This window comes from Bacillus sp. TH19 (genome assembly GCF_016651075.1).
Lineage (GTDB): Bacteria > Bacillota > Bacilli > Bacillales > Bacillaceae_G > Bacillus_A > Bacillus_A mycoides.
In genome coordinates this window covers 830,699-849,515 of record NZ_JAEKEO010000010.1, presented here as the reverse complement: position 1 = coordinate 849,515, position 18,817 = coordinate 830,699, and the positions used below count along the sequence as shown (strand labels likewise).

Annotated in this window: 20 protein-coding genes and 2 pseudogenes; 9 read left to right on the top strand and 13 right to left on the bottom strand. The window is 35.2% G+C overall.

What is annotated here, in order from left to right:
- Window positions 1-4 precede the first annotated feature (4 nt).
- Window positions 5-2,605, bottom strand: a complete 2,601-nt coding sequence (clpB, locus tag JFU54_RS22050; protein ID WP_201066405.1) for an ATP-dependent chaperone ClpB — start codon at window positions 2,603-2,605, stop codon at window positions 5-7.
- A 172-nt stretch (window positions 2,606-2,777) separates the two neighbouring features.
- Entirely contained in the window at window positions 2,778-2,957 is a 180-nt protein-coding gene (locus JFU54_RS22045) for a YjzC family protein (RefSeq protein ID WP_002086997.1), read from the bottom strand.
- Window positions 2,958-3,447: 490 nt separating this feature from the next.
- Here JFU54_RS22045 and JFU54_RS22040 point away from each other — a divergent pair, with 490 nt between their 5' ends.
- The 3 genes from JFU54_RS22040 (at window position 3,448) to JFU54_RS22030 (ending at window position 4,701) form a co-directional block, all read left to right on the top strand.
- Window positions 3,448-4,257 carry a Cof-type HAD-IIB family hydrolase gene (locus JFU54_RS22040; protein ID WP_002011310.1) on the top strand — a complete coding sequence of 270 codons (810 nt, stop codon included), beginning with the start codon at window positions 3,448-3,450 and terminating at the stop codon, window positions 4,255-4,257.
- A 105-nt stretch (window positions 4,258-4,362) separates the two neighbouring features.
- Complete coding sequence (locus JFU54_RS22035) at window positions 4,363-4,503, top strand: hypothetical protein (RefSeq protein WP_000516816.1); 141 nt, start codon at window positions 4,363-4,365, stop codon at window positions 4,501-4,503.
- Window positions 4,504-4,701: a DUF3813 domain-containing protein gene (locus JFU54_RS22030; RefSeq protein WP_002011309.1), complete on the top strand. Its 198-nt coding sequence runs from the start codon at window positions 4,504-4,506 to the stop codon at window positions 4,699-4,701. It begins immediately after the preceding gene.
- A 26-nt stretch (window positions 4,702-4,727) separates the two neighbouring features.
- Here the strand turns inward: JFU54_RS22030 and JFU54_RS22025 are convergent, their stop codons facing one another.
- Window positions 4,728-5,585: a YitT family protein gene (locus JFU54_RS22025; RefSeq protein WP_002125914.1), complete on the bottom strand. Its 858-nt coding sequence runs from the start codon at window positions 5,583-5,585 to the stop codon at window positions 4,728-4,730.
- A 100-nt stretch (window positions 5,586-5,685) separates the two neighbouring features.
- Here JFU54_RS22025 and JFU54_RS22020 point away from each other — a divergent pair, with 100 nt between their 5' ends.
- Together JFU54_RS22020 and prsA are read left to right on the top strand one after the other, a co-directional pair.
- Window positions 5,686-5,817 (top strand): DUF3941 domain-containing protein, encoded by a 132-nt coding sequence (locus JFU54_RS22020; protein ID WP_001120851.1) that lies wholly within the window; start codon window positions 5,686-5,688, stop codon window positions 5,815-5,817.
- A 130-nt stretch (window positions 5,818-5,947) separates the two neighbouring features.
- Window positions 5,948-6,805, top strand: a complete 858-nt coding sequence (gene prsA, locus JFU54_RS22015) for a peptidylprolyl isomerase PrsA (protein ID WP_201066397.1) — start codon at window positions 5,948-5,950, stop codon at window positions 6,803-6,805.
- A 22-nt stretch (window positions 6,806-6,827) separates the two neighbouring features.
- Here the strand turns inward: prsA and JFU54_RS22010 are convergent, their stop codons facing one another.
- Window positions 6,828-7,082 carry a hypothetical protein gene (locus tag JFU54_RS22010; protein ID WP_201066389.1) on the bottom strand — a complete coding sequence of 85 codons (255 nt, stop codon included), beginning with the start codon at window positions 7,080-7,082 and terminating at the stop codon, window positions 6,828-6,830.
- 277 nt (window positions 7,083-7,359) lie between these two features.
- On the opposite strand from JFU54_RS22010, the gene JFU54_RS22005 reads away from it, so the two are divergent.
- Entirely contained in the window at window positions 7,360-7,635 is a 276-nt protein-coding gene (locus JFU54_RS22005) for a hypothetical protein (protein WP_002166150.1), read from the top strand.
- 67 nt (window positions 7,636-7,702) lie between these two features.
- On the opposite strand, the pseudogene JFU54_RS22000 reads toward JFU54_RS22005, so the two are convergent.
- The 5 genes and pseudogenes from JFU54_RS22000 to JFU54_RS21980 form a co-directional block, all read right to left on the bottom strand.
- Window positions 7,703-7,935, bottom strand: a pseudogene (locus JFU54_RS22000) (YuzF family protein).
- Window positions 7,936-8,173: 238 nt separating this feature from the next.
- Window positions 8,174-8,407 (bottom strand): hypothetical protein, encoded by a 234-nt coding sequence (locus tag JFU54_RS21995; protein ID WP_002166151.1) that lies wholly within the window; start codon window positions 8,405-8,407, stop codon window positions 8,174-8,176.
- Window positions 8,408-8,689: 282 nt separating this feature from the next.
- Complete coding sequence (locus tag JFU54_RS21990; RefSeq protein WP_002011296.1) at window positions 8,690-8,836, bottom strand: BC1881 family protein; 147 nt, start codon at window positions 8,834-8,836, stop codon at window positions 8,690-8,692.
- A 545-nt stretch (window positions 8,837-9,381) separates the two neighbouring features.
- Window positions 9,382-9,843, bottom strand: a complete 462-nt coding sequence (locus JFU54_RS21985) for a CarD family transcriptional regulator (protein WP_002166152.1) — start codon at window positions 9,841-9,843, stop codon at window positions 9,382-9,384.
- Between the two features lie 195 nt (window positions 9,844-10,038).
- Window positions 10,039-10,947: an acyl-ACP desaturase gene (locus JFU54_RS21980; protein ID WP_002030281.1), complete on the bottom strand. Its 909-nt coding sequence runs from the start codon at window positions 10,945-10,947 to the stop codon at window positions 10,039-10,041.
- 630 nt (window positions 10,948-11,577) lie between these two features.
- Here JFU54_RS21980 and JFU54_RS21975 point away from each other — a divergent pair.
- Window positions 11,578-11,877 carry a hypothetical protein gene (locus tag JFU54_RS21975; protein WP_201066387.1) on the top strand — a complete coding sequence of 100 codons (300 nt, stop codon included), beginning with the start codon at window positions 11,578-11,580 and terminating at the stop codon, window positions 11,875-11,877.
- 265 nt (window positions 11,878-12,142) lie between these two features.
- On the opposite strand, the gene JFU54_RS21970 is transcribed toward JFU54_RS21975, so the two are convergent.
- A complete protein-coding gene (locus JFU54_RS21970) occupies window positions 12,143-12,997 on the bottom strand; it encodes a CvfB family protein (RefSeq protein ID WP_002011240.1) in 855 nt (284 codons plus the stop codon).
- Window positions 12,998-13,281: 284 nt separating this feature from the next.
- Here JFU54_RS21970 and JFU54_RS21965 point away from each other — a divergent pair, with 284 nt between their 5' ends.
- Window positions 13,282-13,773, top strand: a complete 492-nt coding sequence (locus tag JFU54_RS21965; protein ID WP_002011241.1) for a YajQ family cyclic di-GMP-binding protein — start codon at window positions 13,282-13,284, stop codon at window positions 13,771-13,773.
- 18 nt (window positions 13,774-13,791) lie between these two features.
- On the opposite strand, the gene JFU54_RS21960 is transcribed toward JFU54_RS21965, so the two are convergent.
- Complete coding sequence (locus JFU54_RS21960; protein WP_002140815.1) at window positions 13,792-15,153, bottom strand: alpha-amylase family glycosyl hydrolase; 1,362 nt, start codon at window positions 15,151-15,153, stop codon at window positions 13,792-13,794.
- A 157-nt stretch (window positions 15,154-15,310) separates the two neighbouring features.
- Here JFU54_RS21960 and JFU54_RS21955 point away from each other — a divergent pair, with 157 nt between their 5' ends.
- Window positions 15,311-16,543, top strand: coding sequence for an ammonium transporter (locus JFU54_RS21955; RefSeq protein ID WP_002011245.1), 1,233 nt, complete (start codon window positions 15,311-15,313; stop codon window positions 16,541-16,543).
- Window positions 16,544-16,724: 181 nt separating this feature from the next.
- Here the strand turns inward: JFU54_RS21955 and katB are convergent, their stop codons facing one another.
- Both katB and JFU54_RS21945 read right to left on the bottom strand, forming a co-directional pair.
- Window positions 16,725-18,191 carry a catalase KatB gene (gene katB, locus JFU54_RS21950; RefSeq protein WP_201066384.1) on the bottom strand — a complete coding sequence of 489 codons (1,467 nt, stop codon included), beginning with the start codon at window positions 18,189-18,191 and terminating at the stop codon, window positions 16,725-16,727.
- 59 nt (window positions 18,192-18,250) lie between these two features.
- A pseudogene (locus tag JFU54_RS21945) lies at window positions 18,251-18,693 on the bottom strand (ferrochelatase).
- Window positions 18,694-18,817: the final 124 nt, after the last annotated feature.

The following is an 18,817-nucleotide window of genomic DNA, read 5'->3' as shown; positions in this document are numbered from 1 at the left end:
TTTTTTACTTCACACGCACGACTAATTCGTTATTTTCTACATCAACCACTACGTGACTATTGTCAGTAATCACTCCTGCAATTAATTCTCTCGCTAATTTCGTCTCAACTTGACGCTGTACGTATCGTTTTAACGGACGAGCTCCGTACATCGGATCGAATCCAGCTTCTACAACAAATTCTTTTGCAGATTCCGTCAATTCTAATGATATGTGGCGATCTGCTAAACGCCCTTGTAATTCTTGTACAATCTTATCAACAATACCTTTAATTTCATTCCTTGTCAGAGGTTTGAATAAAATAATTTCATCGACACGGTTTAAGAATTCTGGTCGGAAATGTCCTCTTAATTGTCCCATTACAAGTTCTCTTGACTCTTCTTTAATAGAACCATCTTCTTCTAGCCCTTCTAATAAGTGAGCAGATCCAATATTTGAAGTCATAATAATAACCGTATTTTTAAAGTCTACTGTACGTCCTTGTGAATCTGTAATGCGGCCATCGTCTAACATTTGTAATAAAATGTTGAATACTTCTGGATGTGCTTTTTCGATTTCATCTAACAAAATAACAGAATATGGTTTACGTCTTACTGCTTCTGTTAATTGTCCACCTTCTTCATATCCAACATATCCAGGAGGCGCTCCAATTAAGCGTGACACTGCGTGTTTCTCCATATACTCAGACATATCGATACGAATCATTTGCTCTTCACTGTCAAATAGTGTTTGCGCTAACGTTTTTGCAAGCTCAGTTTTACCAACACCTGTAGGGCCTAAGAAAATAAATGAACCAATTGGACGATTCGGATCTTTAATGCCAGCGCGAGCACGAAGTACTGCGTCTGATACAAGGCTTACCGCTTCCTCTTGACCGATAACACGCTCTGATAAAATTTGTTCAAGACGTAATAATTTCTCACGTTCACCTTCAACGAGTTTTGCGACAGGAATACCAGTCCACCTTGAAACAATGTCTGCAATTTCTTCTTCACTTACTTCCTCGCGTAATAAGCGATTCTCTTGTTTATTATGTGCACCCATCTCTTCCGCTTCTTTTAACTCTTTTTCGATAGCTGGAATTTTCCCGTGGCGAAGCTCAGCTGCTTTATTTAAATCATAATTTCCTTCTGCTTCTTCTAACTCACGGCGCAAGCGCTCTAAATGTTCACGTAAGTCACGCACTTTATGAATGTCTTCTTTTTCTTTCTCCCATTTCGCTCTCATACTACTTGCAACTTCTTTTAAATCCGATAATTCACGTTGCAATGTTTTTAGGCGCTCTTGACTACCTAAGTCCTTTTCTTTCCCAAGAGCAGCTTCTTCAATTTCCAGCTGCATAATGCGGCGCGTTACTTCATCTAGTTCTGTTGGCATAGAATCAATTTCTGTTCGAATTGTTGCACAAGCTTCATCAACTAGATCAATCGCTTTATCAGGTAAGAAGCGATCCGAAATGTATCGATCTGATAAAACAGATGCTGCTACAATCGCGCGGTCATGAATATTTACGCCGTGATAAATTTCAAAACGCTCTTTTAAACCACGTAAAATGGAAATTGTATCCTCAACAGTTGGCTCTTCTGCTAACACTTGTTGGAAACGTCTTTCTAACGCTGGATCTTTCTCAATATATTTACGGTATTCATCTAATGTCGTTGCCCCGATACAATGCAGTTCACCACGCGCTAGCATTGGTTTTAACATATTTCCCGCATCCATCGCTCCTTCTGTTTTACCAGCGCCGACGATTGTATGAAGTTCATCAATGAATAATAAAATGCGACCTTCACTCTTTTTAATTTCATTTAATACAGCTTGCAGACGTTCTTCAAACTCACCGCGGAATTTTGCTCCGGCCACAAGTGCACTCATATCTAAAGCGAAAATTGTTCTATCTTTTAATCCTTCTGGGACATCTTTTTTCACAATACGCTGCGCTAATCCTTCAACGATTGCTGTTTTACCAACACCTGGCTCTCCGATTAAAACGGGGTTATTTTTCGTTTTGCGTGAAAGAATGCGGATCACGCGGCGAATTTCACTATCTCTGCCAATTACAGGATCAATTTTCCCCGCTCTTACTTCAGCCACTAAATCACGGCCATATTTTTCTAACGCTTCATAAGTTGCTTCTGGATTTTGACTAGTCACTCTTTGATTCCCCCGAACTGTCATTAAAGACTGTAATAAGTTATCTTTCGTAATATAAAATTTTGCGAATAATTGATTTATATCGCCTTTTTCTTCAGAAAAAGCAAGCAATACATGTTCGATTGAAATGTAGTCATCTTGCAATTTCTCCGCTTCTTTTCCTGCTCTTACAAGCAGTTGTTGCAAAGCACCTGTTACATATAATTTCCCTGCCTCTGCCCCGCTTCCAGTTACAGAAGGCTTTTTCTTAATTAAACTTTCTACATCTGTTTTTAACGCTTCTATATCGACATTCATTTTTTGAAAAATACGTACCGTTAATCCGTCTTGCTGCTCTAATAACGTAAGCAATAGATGAACAGTATCTACTTCTTGATGATGATGAGATACCGCTAAAGATTGAGCACTCATAATCGCTTCCTGTGTTTTCGTTGTCATTTGATTTAAGACCATCTTTACAGCCCTCCAAATGTTTGACTTTCTTTGACCTTTGATTTGATTATACGCCAACTGACTTTTTTATACAATAATTTTGCTTATGTAGTTCAAACTTATTATTGGAAAAAGAAAAAAGTAACATTCATTTTCCTAATCAAAAAAGCCGCAATAACGATTGCGGCTTCTGTTACGGTTTTCTTTTATATGTCCACTGACGGTTATGATTTGCGTTCTCTGGAAACTTTTCACCGGCAGTTAATTGTACCATTTGCGGATTTTTCACCATACTTCCCGTTTCACCAATTTCTACGTAAATGCCATCATTTGGCGCCTTTTGCCCTGAACGAAACCTGCGATTTTGCCCCATTTCCATTCTCCTTCCATGACGTCTTGCCTCATTAGTATATCCATTTTAAAAGAAAGCTTTTCTGCCATGTTTAGGAAACAAGTACTACCGTTTACCCATGTACATATATATAATTACACAAGCTTAAGCAGGAATTATTGGCATATTTGTTGAAAAAAAAGAAACCAACCTACTTTAGGCCAGTTTCAAAGGAGAGTCAAACATATACGAGAAGATTACATGTTCATTATAAGTCGCATCATTCAAACAATGTAACCCTTTTCACAAATTGTACATAATGAAAGAAACATTGTTTGAACTTTCTAAAAAGATATTGACTTTCCCTAATTTCCAACGAGAAATAGTAGACACCACAGCGCTTCGCGACGTAAGATGGATATATAGTGAAACTTTCATCTACAGTAGTTTCACCCAGTCTAACCTCTTATTTCTGCATATTAAAAACGGAAATACAGATAGAATCAAAAAATTTATTATAAGAGGTGAAATTATGAACAAACAACATTTAATCGCATTAGACTTAGACGGAACTTTATTAACAGACAACAAAATAATTTCTCCAAGAACGAAAAACACAATTGCAAAAGCAAAAGAACAAGGACATATTGTCGTTATTTCAACAGGGCGTCCATTCCGCGCTAGTTACGATTATTATAAAGAACTTAGCCTTAACACACCAATCGTAAACTTTAATGGGGCTTACGTGCATCACCCTCTTGATTCAAGTTGGGGAACACATCACTCTCCTCTTGAACTTTCAACAGCGCAAGAAATCGTCCGAGCTTGCTTTGATTTCGGCGTGAAAAATGTCTATGCTGAAGTCATCGATGATGTGTATGTCCGTGAAATTGATGAAGATAAAAAACATATTTTTGAATTCGGTTCTCCAAGGATTTTCACAGGAGATTTATTAAATATTTTAAACGACCATCCAACTTGCTTATTAATCGATGCACATGACGAGCATTCTGCTGCAATTCGCCAACATTTAACAGATATGCATGCTGAAGTCATCGACCATAGAAAATGGGGTGCGCCTTGGCCAATTATTGAAATTGTAAAAAGCGGATTAAATAAAGCTGTCGGATTACAAAAAATTTCAGGCCATTATAATATTCCTAAAGAGCGAATTATCGCTTTTGGTGATGAGGATAACGACTTTGAAATGATCGAATTTGCTGGTCATGGAATCGCAATGGGTAATGCGATTCCTGAATTAAAATCACTTGCAAATCATACGACATTAACGAATGAAGAAGATGGTATCGCTCTATATTTAGAAGAGGTTCTTGGATTGTAATCTAAAAATTCCCTGCTTATAGTTTCTCGCCAAACGCTCATACTATTATTAGACGCAAAAGTCAGCGCGTCAATTGTTTTCAGCTAAATAAAGGGGGTTTTTCGAATGGGTAAAAAGAACAAATCAAAACGTTTTATCCAGCAAGGAGCCGATGCTGTTATGAAGCATGATGCAAGATTCCCGTACAGAGGTACATTAGCTGAGGCAGAAAAAGCGAGAAGTAACTCTTCATTTGGAGGGGTTTAAATGGGGAACTTACTATTCCAACAAGCTAGAGACGCTGTTTCAAGTGCCGTTTCTTGTTCAAGTGGCGCTGAACAACAGGAACTCGTTTATAGAGCAAAAAACTCTTTGCACTCTGCTTATGCAAACTCTTCAACTGCTGAAAAAGTTCAGCTACGTGAAATGCAGGAGCAATTGCAAAACATTACGAATTCGCATTAAAAAAGGAGGACCAGCTTTGGTCCTCTTTAATCTTTTCTAAACAATCCAAACACACCGACCGTTTGCAGTATATTTGTAAATGCACCTGGGTCCACTTGTTTAATAACCCTCTCTAATTCGTACAACTCATAACGAGTAATAACAATCATTAACATTTCTTTATTTTCATTTGTATAAGCACCTGTTGCTGGTATAGTTGTAATCCCTCTCACTAAGCGAGAGTGAATCGCTTTTCGCACATCTGCCCCGTTCTTTGTAACAATTAATGCCGTAATCTTCACATGACGGGTATGAATCGCATCAATAATTCTCGTTGATACATACAAAGTGACTAAAGTATATAATGCCTTTTCCCATCCATATACGTAGCCAGCAGCGATAATGATAAGTGCATTAAAGAAGAAAAAATACGTGCCGACAGGCTTATCTTTTATTTTTGATAAAATCATAGCAATAATATCTAGACCACCTGTAGAAGCCCCCCACTTTAAAGCAACCCCTACCCCAATCGCTGAAATAATACCACCAAAAATCGCATTCAATATAATATCGTGCGAAACCGCTCTAACTGGGATAATTTCTAAAAACAAAGTCATAAATACAACACAAAGAAAACTAAAAAATGTAAAGGCCTTCCCAACCTTTTTCCACGCTAAAATAACGACAGGAATATTAAACAAACTAAACAATACCCCCGTAGATATATGAATAGATAAAAAGTCACCTAATATTTGTGACAATAATTGAGACAATCCAGCAAAACCACTCGCATACACTTTCGCTGGTGTTAAAAATAAATTCATCCCAATCGCATTTAATAAACCCGCAATAATTACAACGACTAACTTCTTAATAAGTTCAGTATAATTCAGCTTCAAATCCATTTCTAATCCACCTTTAGTATTCATGAATGCACCGCTATACATAGTCTTTACGAAAAAGGAAATGATAAACATACAACGTTTAGAAATGGAGTTGATACATATGCCACATACTAGCGATAACGACAAAAAAGCACGCGACAATAATGCAAAGCGCACTCAAAAAAATGAACAAGAGCAAAAAAATATTCAGCAAGGAAAACGTGCATATTCTAAGAAAACCGATCACCTTTGATTACATCGTACATCAACTTTAATGTTGATGTACTTTTTTTACATTTTACAGGGAAAAAACATTAAAAATTCACTTCATGTTCACTTCTATATTCTACAATAGCGATAACATATTCGGATGAGGTGTTAGCATGAAAGGAAAAAGTACATTCATTATCACTGCACTAATAAGTATATTAATACTATCTGCTTGCGGACAAAAAAATGACTCGGCCACAATCGCTACAACAACAAACTCAACCATTACGAAGAGCGATTTCGAAAAACAATTGAAAGATCGATACGGAAAAGACACGCTATACGAAATGGTAGCACAAGATGTTATTACTAAAAAATATAAAGTATCTGATGATGCAGTAGATAAAGAAGTAGAAAAAGCAAAAGATCAATACGGAGAACAATTCAAAGCAACACTAGAAAATAATCGTTTAAAAGATGAAGAAGATTTCAAAAATCAAATTAAATTCAAACTTGCATTGAATGAAGCGATTAAACAAAGCGTTACAGAAAAAGATGTGAAAGACCACTATAAGCCAGAAATTAAAGCTAGTCACATTTTAGTAAGTAACGAAAATGAAGCGAAAGAGATAAAGAAGAAATTAGATACCGGCACTTCATTTGAAGAATTAGCAAAACAAGAATCTCAAGATTTAGCATCAAAAGATAATGGCGGAGACCTCGGATACTTCGGGGCAGGCAAAATGACACCTGAATTTGAAAAAGCTGCCTACAAATTAAAGCCCGGCCAAATTAGCAATCCCGTAAAATCACCAAACGGCTATCACATTATTAAACTAACTGATAAAAAAGATTTACAACCTTACGATAAAGTGAAAGACTCTATACGTAAAGACTTAGAAGAAGAACGTCTTGCCGACCCTTCCTTCGGTCAAAAATTATTACAAGATGAATTAAAAAAGGCGGATATTAAAATAAACGATAGTGACTTGAAAGATACATTTTCTCATCTTTTTGGGAAAGAGAACTAAAAAAAAGCACGATCTTATTTTTTCAAATAAGGTCGTGCTTTTTCTTCAGACTTTTATAATGCCAATTGATGTGATCTAGTTCTATCTCTACTTCAATTAATATATCTATTAAGTCGTCTTTATTTTGCTGAGATTTCATAATATTTTCAAGCAATTTTCCGAATCTTTCACTACTCTCATATATATCATTTAAATCCACCGCTAATATTTCACGTTCTTTTTCAGGGCATACTACGGAAAGACGGTTTATTAATTGTTCTAGTACATTATCTTGCACTTCCGTACCTCCGTTTCAATATCTCATCTATTCTTTCTTAATCTCTTGTAACAAAAGCATACAAAATTCAACTGAAGCTATTAGGGGGCACCATACCCAAAAAAGAAAACTGTACATTTAGACATTAAATTGACGTATTTCAATTTATTCCCTGTACGTTAAGGAATTAGTTTGTATATTTGTGGAGATATACGAGACAGGTGTGAATTTAGGGGAATCCAATATTTTCTATTCAAATATGATAGAATGAAAATATATCCAAAAGGAGGAACAACAAATGAACTCAAACACAAAACAGTTTATTTATGATATCCAGCAAAGAAAGAACAATTATATGGAAAATGTATTAATAGCAATACAGCACCCTAAAAAAGAGCAATCTGAACAGGTCATTCAAAATATAGTAGAGAAGATGGATATGATGATTAGTTTAGTTACTACTTATATGAGGATTGAATCAGGATCTACGGAAGAATTAGAAGCACTTCAGGAAGAAATCATTCATGCTCAAGCATATATTCAAAAACGAAAATTTGAAGAAACACAGAGATAAAACCCTGTATTTTTATTTGGGCGTCTATGACGCCAATCGGTTATAAATCAAACTAGATGTAATTTGATCATTGTTTTGGCATAATCCATACAATTTGTTGAATACGTACAATATGCGGCACCTTATCTTCAATGAGCAAATGATCCGGTTCACATTCTTTAACTTTCCTCTTACATTACCTCTTACAGCTTCAATAACCACATGTTTACCAATTACCGATTGTAATGTCTAATATACGTAGGGATTAGGTACACTTACCATATTTTGTTCACTAAAGTCATTTGTCTCTAAAAAACTCATTCTATAGGACTCCTTTCTAACTTACATTTTTCCTCTTAATATATGATATAAATCTTATAACTATACTAGAAGGATAATTCATTATAAAAACGAAACTAACATTTTAATAAGGTGCGTTTTCTATTCCTAAATTGCTAAAAAATTATTTATATAAGGTTACTTTTACTAGTTAATAGGTGATGATATAGGGATATTTTGAATGTACATCCAGGCTGTTCCTTTCAAGATATGTATCATTTTAAATACGCCCTTTATTAGAATAGTGCTCATACATTTTTTGAGATTCTTTAGTAATACGTGCGTTAAGTAAAATTGTTAACAATAAAAACACTCCATATTTCCCCCCTGTAGCTCCTATGATAATCACACTACTACAAACAAGCACAATTAATAAGATAAACGAAACTAAATAAATACAGTCATAATTCTTTGACATTTTCTCGTATTTTATGCGTTCTTTCCTTGCATCCATCTAAATTATCCATTTCACTATAAAATAAATTCCGACCTTAAAAAGAAAAATCTGTCCATTTAAATAATTAGTTTGTTTTTTTAGCAACTAATGTATATAACATGAAAAGAAATCCTACCAATGTTAAGCTTTCCACTATTATAATCCCGACCCTCTCCTTCCTATTAACCCCAACATATCAGATGAAAATTATGTGTATCCCCTATTAGCTGCAGCAAACAAAAAGGATCCTCCCTTCTCTTAAAGGCTGATCCTTTTCTTCGTGCATTCAACAATTTTTAGCTATTCTTGATTAATTAGAATAACAGCTGGTCCATCTACACGAATTCCACCAACTTCGATTTTTTCATAAGGCTCAACTGTAATAGAAATGACTCCTTCCCGCTTCTTTAATTCTTTACTTAATTCTTTGGTTAACATTTTTTTCATGTGTGCACTCCTTCTTACTGCTTAATTTACTATTGTTATGTAAATAAAATTAAAAGTGGTTTCCTGGTCTGGAAACCATTTTTTGTAGTTAACCATATGGTGTTACCAGTTCGCTTATCAATTTTACGTAAAGAAGATAAACAATTACTATTCACTGTCTCAGTAGATGTAAGAAATTCTTAAAGATAGCGGTGAGATTGATTGTTTTTTCTTCTAGAAATAATGACTTAGATAGTATATTACCTAAAACAATGAAAGCCCTACCTCTCTTTCATCCTTACGGCTCCTTGTCCGTGCCAGTGTGAATCAGGATTGCAAAATCAAGTGACTATTTAATCGAGTTATTTGATGAAACTTCGAACGTTCGCAAAAGAAATTTAAAAATAAAAATGGATTAGATTGAAGTAATAACAAAAGAGGTTCCTACTCTAAAAGTGAGTTAAAGAAGTTGAATGTCTTTGAAATGATTTACTTTTAATAATCATCATATTCCCGAAAAATTCAGGATATTTTCGGGGGATGTAATACATTATCTATAATGAATCTTAACAGAAACTTTTTATTTGATTTTCAGTGATTCCTTTAATTAATCCTAGTTCACTAATCAAAAATTCATGTGCGTTATCCAACATTTTTTTTTCGCTTGTATTAAGTGCCTTTTCTTTCTTCATACGCATTAAATCACGTACAACTTCAGCACCTTCTTGTATTTCACCCGTTTTTATTTTGTCCGTGTTCACTTTATACCTTTGTTTCCACGGCAATAATTTATCTGATTCTCCATGCTGGAAAATTTGTATAATGTGTTTTAATGCAAGTATATCAGTAACTGGGCGTATACTCGAACTTAATATTTTCCCCATAGGAATCATGACTTGCATATTACTGATCGACATTTTTATAACATAATACTGTTGTTTTTTTCCTGAGAATTCTTTTTCTTCTATGGCTTCAATTATACCTGCTCCGTGCATTGGATAAACAATGTTATCGCCAATTTGAAACATATAATCCACCTCCATATATGGTAACCTTCTCAAGCTTAACATATATGTGATTTTTTATCAAATATTTTATAATATCATAAAATTGTTTTTATCGTCAACTACTTTTTTGACAAAAATTAAATTAAGTAAAAAACACCCCAAAAACAATAGGGAGTGTGTCAGATTCCCACGCTTATATTCAGAAATTTCTACTCATCAACGTAGATCAGTTTTCCCTTGAAAACGACCAAATCGATCCCGTATTTTTTTCAATCTTGTGTGGTATTCCAAAATCTCAATTCTTGCTTTTTCAGCTAAAGGTGCAATTGGTCGTAAGTCTTTTAACCCCCAATAATCAACCACTACATCAAGTACTTGATCAAAATATTGTAGTGGTCCATAATTCGCTTCTTTTGCAATCACAGCCATTCTATTTTCAAAATCAGGCATGACGGCACCTGGCATTTTAAAATTCTTAATCACATTGGCAATATGATAGCAATAATTAGGTTCTAATTCCAAATGTGTTCGAATGACGTCTCGATAAAACGCATAATGAAGAGTCTCATCTTTGGCGAGACGACGTAATAATGTAGCAAGATCTGGATCATGCTTACTTGAAACCTTAGCTACGTTATTATAAAACACCAGTGTTGCAAGTTCTTGTAGCGTCGTATACGTCATTGCTTCGATTGGTGTATGAAAATCAGGCTCAAATCCACCCTCAACGACTGACTTTCTTAAATCATGTATTCGTTTAGGGTTCACACTTCGAGTCAGTAGTAAATATGTCTCCAATAAATTCGAATGTTGATCCTCTTCTGAGGTCCAAGTATGAATAAAGTCTGTAATAACAGAAAGGGATCCTTTAAAGGTCGCCGATAAATACGTTGTAAACCATGGTAAATTCACTTCTGTTAATAAAGCTGTCTCAATAGCCGTAATTACACCAGAAGGAAGAGTAACTTGACTTTCATCCCAAGGAACTCTTTTAAAGTCCATTCCCTTATCCCATGGTAAAAACTCATGATAACCCCAGTCTATCTTCTGCGCTCTTATTTTATGTTGTTCATACAGTTCTTTTAAACGTGGTTCTAATCGGAAATCTAAATCATTTGTTAGCATATATAAGTGCCCCCTTTTTTATCGTAGATAGTCATTCTATTTTTACATTCATTTGTATCCTTAAAAATTTTCTACAAATAAATATTACTTTCCTTTTTTTAAGTCAAATACAACAAATTTTTAACAAACCACTTTAAGAACGCTTTATTTCTATATGATTTTTTTCATATCAAAAGGGAAACCGTTACATATATTGTCCTTTTTATAAAAAGGGTTCTGAGGCATACGATATGTTGCTTAGCCTAAATAAAAAAACTATCCTCAGCAAATAGAGGATAACATTCATGGATGAAGATACTCGTCATATTGTAAATCTTGGTGAGTATAAAAAGGTGCATATCCATAAAGAATCGTTTTATAATAAAGATTGATAAACAATTTATCTTTCATCCGTTTTCGCTACTTTCTAATTTTGTTATTGGTAGCAAAAACTTAAAAGATTAATGGCGTTTTATACACACTAACAATTTATTTAGATATAAGATATTAGATTAAGAAATTGCAAAATATATACAGTTGATAAGATAGCCTTAAACGACAATCCCCAACAAAATCACTGTACATTGGCTATGATGAGTTAGACCGAATTTTCGGAAACAGTATATAATAAAAAGGAAAGAGGCGATAACCATGCAGTCAACGGAATCGTATATGAAGGAAAGACAACGTAGAGAAAAAATAGAAATAATATTTAATCACAGGGTAAAAGGAGAGAGTTATTTTCATGGTTCTTCCTATCAATGGAAAAACATTGTATATCAAAATTATAATAGGATACAACAAAAAGAGTTGGAAATTGAACAAATCATTTCGAAAATGGAAAAATCAGGAGTTCGTTTTACGCAGCACCGCTCGCTCATACACTATCCCATCATTGATTTTGTAAAATATATAGCTAAGATTTATAAGGAAACCCTCGAAACACAATAATCATATTTAAAGGAAACCTTTATAAAGTGTTTATTTTCGAAACTTTGTTAAATAAAAGCCCAAAAACTCATTTTAATATTCTTTTTATTCGAAATACTCTTCTTTCTTGTTATAATAAAAACCATAACGTATTCTAGTCGTTTGTATATCTTCAGATTTTGTGAATTTTATTACACCTTATTTACTTTTTATGTACTTTATAATAAAAAAAGAATTATCTCTTCTCTTAAAAATTAAGAGAAAAAATAGTTCTTTTTCATTTATCTTATTTCTTAAAGTAAGTCCAACCTTCTTCTTGGTAAATCTTTTCTTCTTTCATCAGTTTACCAAGTGCACGCTTAAATGCAGCCTTACTCATATTGAAACGTTCTTTAATGTCTTCTGGGTTACTCTTATCCCAAAACGGCATTGCTCCGCCTCGTTCTTCCATATATGCATAAAGTACTGCTGCATCATCTTCCATTCCTTCTTCTTTACGAGGAAGAAGTGAAATGTTAATTGTACCGTCGTCTTTCACGTCAATAATACGACCCGTTACACGCTCACCAATACGGACTTGTTCTTTTCTTTCTGTATGGTGTAAGAAAGCACGGAAATGCTCGTCAGTTAGTATGAACGAACCAACTTGAAGTGAGCGATACACACGTCCATTTACGTTTTTATTACGCATAGATGGCGTTGCATCTACGATAATTTCTTGCATATCACTGTCTCTTGCCGGAAGGGCAATTAAACGATCACGATTCGTTAATTTTAACGTACAATATAATTCGTCGCCTTCCTGAGGCCATACTGGCATATAAATTGGAAACTCATCAAGTGGAATTAGTATATCTTTTGATACACCAATATCAACAAACACACCTAAACTAGGAATAACTTCTACAACCTTTACCCAATTCCAATCATGCGTTGTAATAATTGGTTCCTTCATTGTTGCTGAAATACGATTTTGGTGATCAAGGTATAAGAATACATCAATCGTATCGCCTTCTGCAATTTCTCCAGCTAATTCGTTTTTATGTAGGAAGATTTCTTCCTCTTCGTTTCCAACCATATATCCGATTTCCGTTTCGCGTAAAACAGTTACCTGTTCAATCGATCCTAATTGCAAATACATATTTTTTAATTCCCTTCTATATATATAAAGTTATCTTTTTTATCATTCCAAACAAAAGTTAATTATAACACGATTTTTCCTTTATTTGTCCAACTGCCCAAAATTCACTATAATTAAATAAAGACTGTATCTATAGGACTATATTCCCCTACAGATGATCCGTCAAAACACTTAAGTTGCAACACTCTATCTAATCGATGTATTTTCCGCTATACTTTAATATGTATATTACATAGCCTATTTAGGTGCATGAAAAGATAGAAATTTATTTGGAGGTGCTAACTATGGCAAAAGAGAGTTCTTTTGACATCGTTTCGAAAGTAGAATTACCTGAAGTAACAAACGCAATTAACATCGCATTAAAGGAAATCCAAAACCGATATGACTTTAAAGGTAGTAAAAGTGATATTAAATTAGAAAAAGAAGTACTTGTTTTAACTTCTGAGGACGAGTTCAAATTAGACCAAGTAAAAGACGTTCTAATTTCTAAACTTGTAAAACGTAACGTTCCAATTAAAAACTTGGACTACGGAAAAGTTGAAACTGCATCTGGTAATACTGTTCGCCAACGTGCAACTCTGCAACAAGGTATCGATAAAGATAACGCGAAAAAAATTAACAACATCATTAAAGAAATGAAATTAAAAGTAAAAACGCAAGTACAAGATGACCAAGTACGCGTAACAGCGAAAAGCCGTGATGACTTACAAGCAGTAATCGCAGCCGTTCGCAGCGTCGACTTACCAATCGACGTACAATTCATTAACTACCGCTAAGAAAAAAAGATCCTCTATCTATACAGAGGATCTTTTCTTTTTAACCGCAATTAAAAAAGCAATAAATAATACGTTCACACCGACTATTAAGGAGATAAACAACCAATTCACACCTGTTTCTTCGCTAACTTTATACACATTCGACTCTTCGCGCTTTAAAACAAGATAAAACTTTCCGTTTTCTTCTCTTATAATTTCGTCTTCTAACAATCCTCTTAACTCTTGTTTTTCACCAATTGCACTTACAGGTAAGGAAACCTTTTTCGTCTCTTTCGTATTATTAATCGCTACTAGTGTTACTTCATCTTTATACTTTCGTTTTAATATACTCATTCCATCTTTATCATATAGAAGTTCAAACGTACCACGTCGTAAAGATGGTCTCGCTTGCCTAAGTTCACCTAGCTTCGTTATGTGCTGCATAAACTTTTCATCAGATTTGAAATCCATTAATCGTCTATTATCTGGAGCATCTCCCCCATCTAATGCGATTTCAGTTCCATAATAAAAATTCGGTATCCCCGGGGATGTTAATAAGTAAGTGATCGCTAGTTTTAAACGAGACGGTGGGTAATACATATTTTCTTTTGCAATACGTGCAAATCGCTTTGTTTCTTGATTATCTAAAAACGTAGCGAATTCCTCTTCTTTTCCACTCACATCATATAAAGGTTTCACAGACATATCTGCTTTTGAAAATGACTCTACTATTTTTTTATAGTACTCATTATCTTCCTTTGTCATAATGTGAAAATCTTTCTTTACCTTCTGCAAATCCTTTTGCACTTCATCCCAAAAAGCACGCGGCTTTTTTTCACTATGTATCACATAACTTCCGTCTAAATCGACTTCTTTTATCCACCATTTCATCGAGTCTATTAATTGTTGTTCATTTTCTTCATACGGAAATTGAAAGACAACTTTCATTCCTTTTTTGTGAGCCTCATTTACAAGTTCTTTCACATCATTTTCTGTTCCGAAATGTTCATTTACTTTTTGAAAATTTCGAACGCTTAATCCGTCATACTTTTCACTTTCAAAAAGCGGCGAAAGCATAATAGTAGTAAATCCCATTTCTTTTATGTAGTCCAATCTTTTTATAATCCCACGTATATCTCCGCCCTGATACCCTTCTAAATTACCAACGTCTAACTGTTTGTCATTTTTCGATTCTCCGTTATTAAAGCGATCAATCATAATGGAATATATAACTTCATCTCGCCATTCCCTTTTTTCTTCCGCAAAAGTATGTACTGGTACAAACAAAATAACAGCTAAACAAAAACAAATGAATAGTTCCTTAGTCCATATTTTTTTCACACGCATCCCCCAAACTTCCAATTGTAAGAATATTATACCAATTTTTAGAGCAAATCGCATACGTTGATTTTACCCCCCAAAAATACATCATGTTAGGTTTTCTGACATCACCTAAAAAGTTTTCTGAATTTTTAGTTGATTTTTCTTTTTATTTCGAATATGATATGAAACATAACATATAGATGTTATTTTTTCTAACATCATAGGAGGAGAGAGAATGAATACGGGAGATACAGTTTTTATTTTTGTAACGACAGTAATGGTCATGTTGATGACACCAGGATTGGCACTTTTTTATGGGGGTATGGTTCGCAGTAAAAACGTACTCAGCACGACAATGCACAGTTATAGCGCAATGGCTATCGTTTCGATTCAATGGATTGTTATCGGTTATTCTTTATCATTCGGACCAGATTGGCACGGACTTATTGGCAATCTCGATTGGTTCGGTCTAAACGGAGTTACCTACGCACCAAACCCAGACTACTCATCTACTATTCCTCACAATTTATTTATGATGTTCCAACTCATGTTCGCTATTTTAACTCCCGCTTTAATTTCAGGGGCATTCGCCGAAAGAATGCGATTTTCTGCCTTTCTTATTTTTATCCTTCTTTGGACAACAATCGTTTACAATCCTGTCGCTCATTGGGTATGGGGCGTTGGCGGATGGCTGAGAGAACTCGGCGCGTTAGACTTCGCTGGTGGTAATGTCGTTCATATCACATCTGGCGTTGCTGGTCTTGTATTAGCTATTTTCCTTGGAAAACGAAAAAACATAAGCGGTACCTCCCCTCATCATTTACCATTTACAATGTTAGGCGCAGGCTTACTCTGGTTCGGCTGGTTCGGTTTCAACGTCGGTAGTGCATTATCTTTAAATGACGTAGCTTTAACTGCATTTATTAATACAAATATAGCCGCCGCTGCCTCAGCTCTAACTTGGATGCTTTCTGAATGGTTCTTCCAATCAAAACCGACTGCGATGGGAGCTGCTTCCGGGGTTGTTTCTGGTTTAGTCGCAATTACGCCGGCTTGTGGATTCGTTACACCTTTCTCCGCTCTTCTTATCGGAGCAATCGGCGGTATATTATGCTTCGGAGCTGTCTTCTTCTTAAAAAACAAATTCGGATACGACGATACACTCGATGCATTTGGATGCCACGGCATTGGAGGAACTTGGGGCGGTATTGCAACTGGACTATTTGCTACTACTACTATAAATAGCGATGGTGCTAACGGATTATTTTACGGAAACGCCACTCTCCTTTTCAAACAACTTGTAGCAATCGGAGCAACATATGCATTCACAATCATAATGACGTACGCCATTATTAAGGCTATTAACTTCTTCCTTCCTGTTCGCGTCGATGAGCACGAAGAACAAATGGGGCTTGATATTTCGATGCATGGGGAGAAAGCTTATGAGTATACTGAGCGAGTAAATTAAAAAAGAGATGCAATCTATTAATAGTAGATTGCATCTCTTTTTTCGCACTGATTAGCATACCCCACCCTGTATTCAAATAAATATATCGATTTACCGACGAATTCCGACATAGCTAAAACGCAAAATACCCTGCATGATTTTACACAAAAAAGACGACCGTTTAACAGTCGTCTTTTCCTATTTACTTCGGAACATTCCCTACATACTGCGTAATATCAACATTTAACGCCCCTGCTAAACGCATTCCGTAGTCATGATCTGCGCGGAAGAAGTTGCAAATAGCTAGTAATTTCGTTTGCTCATTTACGCCTTTTAAGTCGTTTGTTAAGTTCGCAATTAAGTTATCTTGCTCTTCTTTAGAGAATGAACGGTAACGCTCACCCGCTTGTTTGAAGTCATTTGGTTTTTCAATTTTTTCACGAGATACGTAGCCTTCTACTTTCATAGTTGAATCGCGGTAAGTTGGATCTTCAACTGGATTTTCAGTATGACGGCTCGGTTCGTAGTTTATTGTAGATGGGTTTTGATCCACTTGCATCGCACCATCACGTTGTTGATTACGAACAGCAGCGTATGGGCAGTTTACAGGAATTTGTAAATAGTTTGCACCAAGGCGATAACGCTGCGTATCTGGGTAAGAGAATAAACGACCTTGTAATAATTTATCTTCAGATGGTTCAATACCATTTACAGTTGCACTTGGAGTAAACGCCGCTTGTTCTACTTCCGCAAAGAAGTTTTTCGGGTTACGATTTAACGTCATTGTCCCTACTTCAATTAATGGGAAGCGATCTTCCGGCCATACTTTCGTCGGATCTAGTGGATCGAAATCTAAAGAATCCGTTTCATCTAGTTGCATTACTTGTACGTGTAAATCCCATTTCGGATAGTTTCCTTTTTCGATTGCATCGAATAAATCACGAGTTGCATGATTGAAGTCTTTACCTTGTACTTGCTCGACTTCTTTTGCACTTAAGTTACGCACACCTTGCTGTGGCTTCCAATGATATTTAATGTAAACGATTTTACCTTCTGCATTAATCCATTTAAATGAATGTACGCCGAAACCTTCCATTTCACGGTAGTTTGCCGGTGTACCATAATCAGAAAATACCCATGTCATCATATGTGTAGATTCTGGAGTTAACGTCATGAAATCCCAGTAACGATCTGGCGTTTGAACATTTGTATCAGGTGCTGGCTTTAAAGAATGCACCATGTCAGGGAATTTAATTGCGTCACGAATGAAGAAAACTGGTAAGTGGTTACCTACGATATCGTAGTTTCCTTCTTCTGTATAAAATTTAACAGCGAACCCACGCGGATCACGAGCTGTCTCTGGAGAACCTTGACCATGAATAACCGTTGAGAAACGAACGAATACAGGTGTTTCAGTTCCTTCATTTTGTAAAAACGCTGCTTTCGTATATTGCTTCATGCTGTTTTTCGTTACGAATACACCGTGAGCACCTGCACCACGTGCATGCACAACACGCTCAGGAATACGTTCACGATCAAAGTGAGCAAGTTTTTCTACTAAATGATAGTCTTCTAACAATACCGGTCCACGGCGACCAGCTGTACGAGAGTTTTGGTTATCTCCAACTGGAGCACCTTGGTTTGTTGTTAAGCGCTTATTTGGATTCATCAAGGGTGATCCTCCTCTTTCTTTCATAGTAATTATTATTTATTTAAAATTATTATAAACTAATTATTATTCAAAATTAAATCCTTGTCAACTATTTCCTTCATTTTTTTGGAAACAATTTCAGCTAAACAATCAATAAATACAGATTGTGAATTGGGCATATTTAGTCTAAAATATGCGGCATTTAATTCATCAGTTACAACTTTACATTCATAATCGGTGTCATATAAAACTCCTAAATCGAGCAATGTGTTTTAAACCTAAGTAACAAACAAATTCATACTCTGTAAACATTTTATTCATTGAATCTGTTAATTTATGCGCCTGCTCTTTCATTATTTTCCCAAGCGGTGAAATTCCACCAATTGCTTTATACCGTCCGATTAAATTTTGGAGCGCTTCTTCAGACGGCTTACGCCCGTGACGAATGCGAGTATACATCATCTAATGACTCCGGCGTTCCATATGCCATTACAAGCAAACCTATTTTCTTCTTCGTCATCTATATAGCACCTCAATTTTGGAAATGAGAATCCTTTTCAAGAACATTTGTTTCCAATTATAACAAACAATAATAAGTACGTCAAAATAATAATTCTAAATAAGTATTGTTTCTAATATGATTT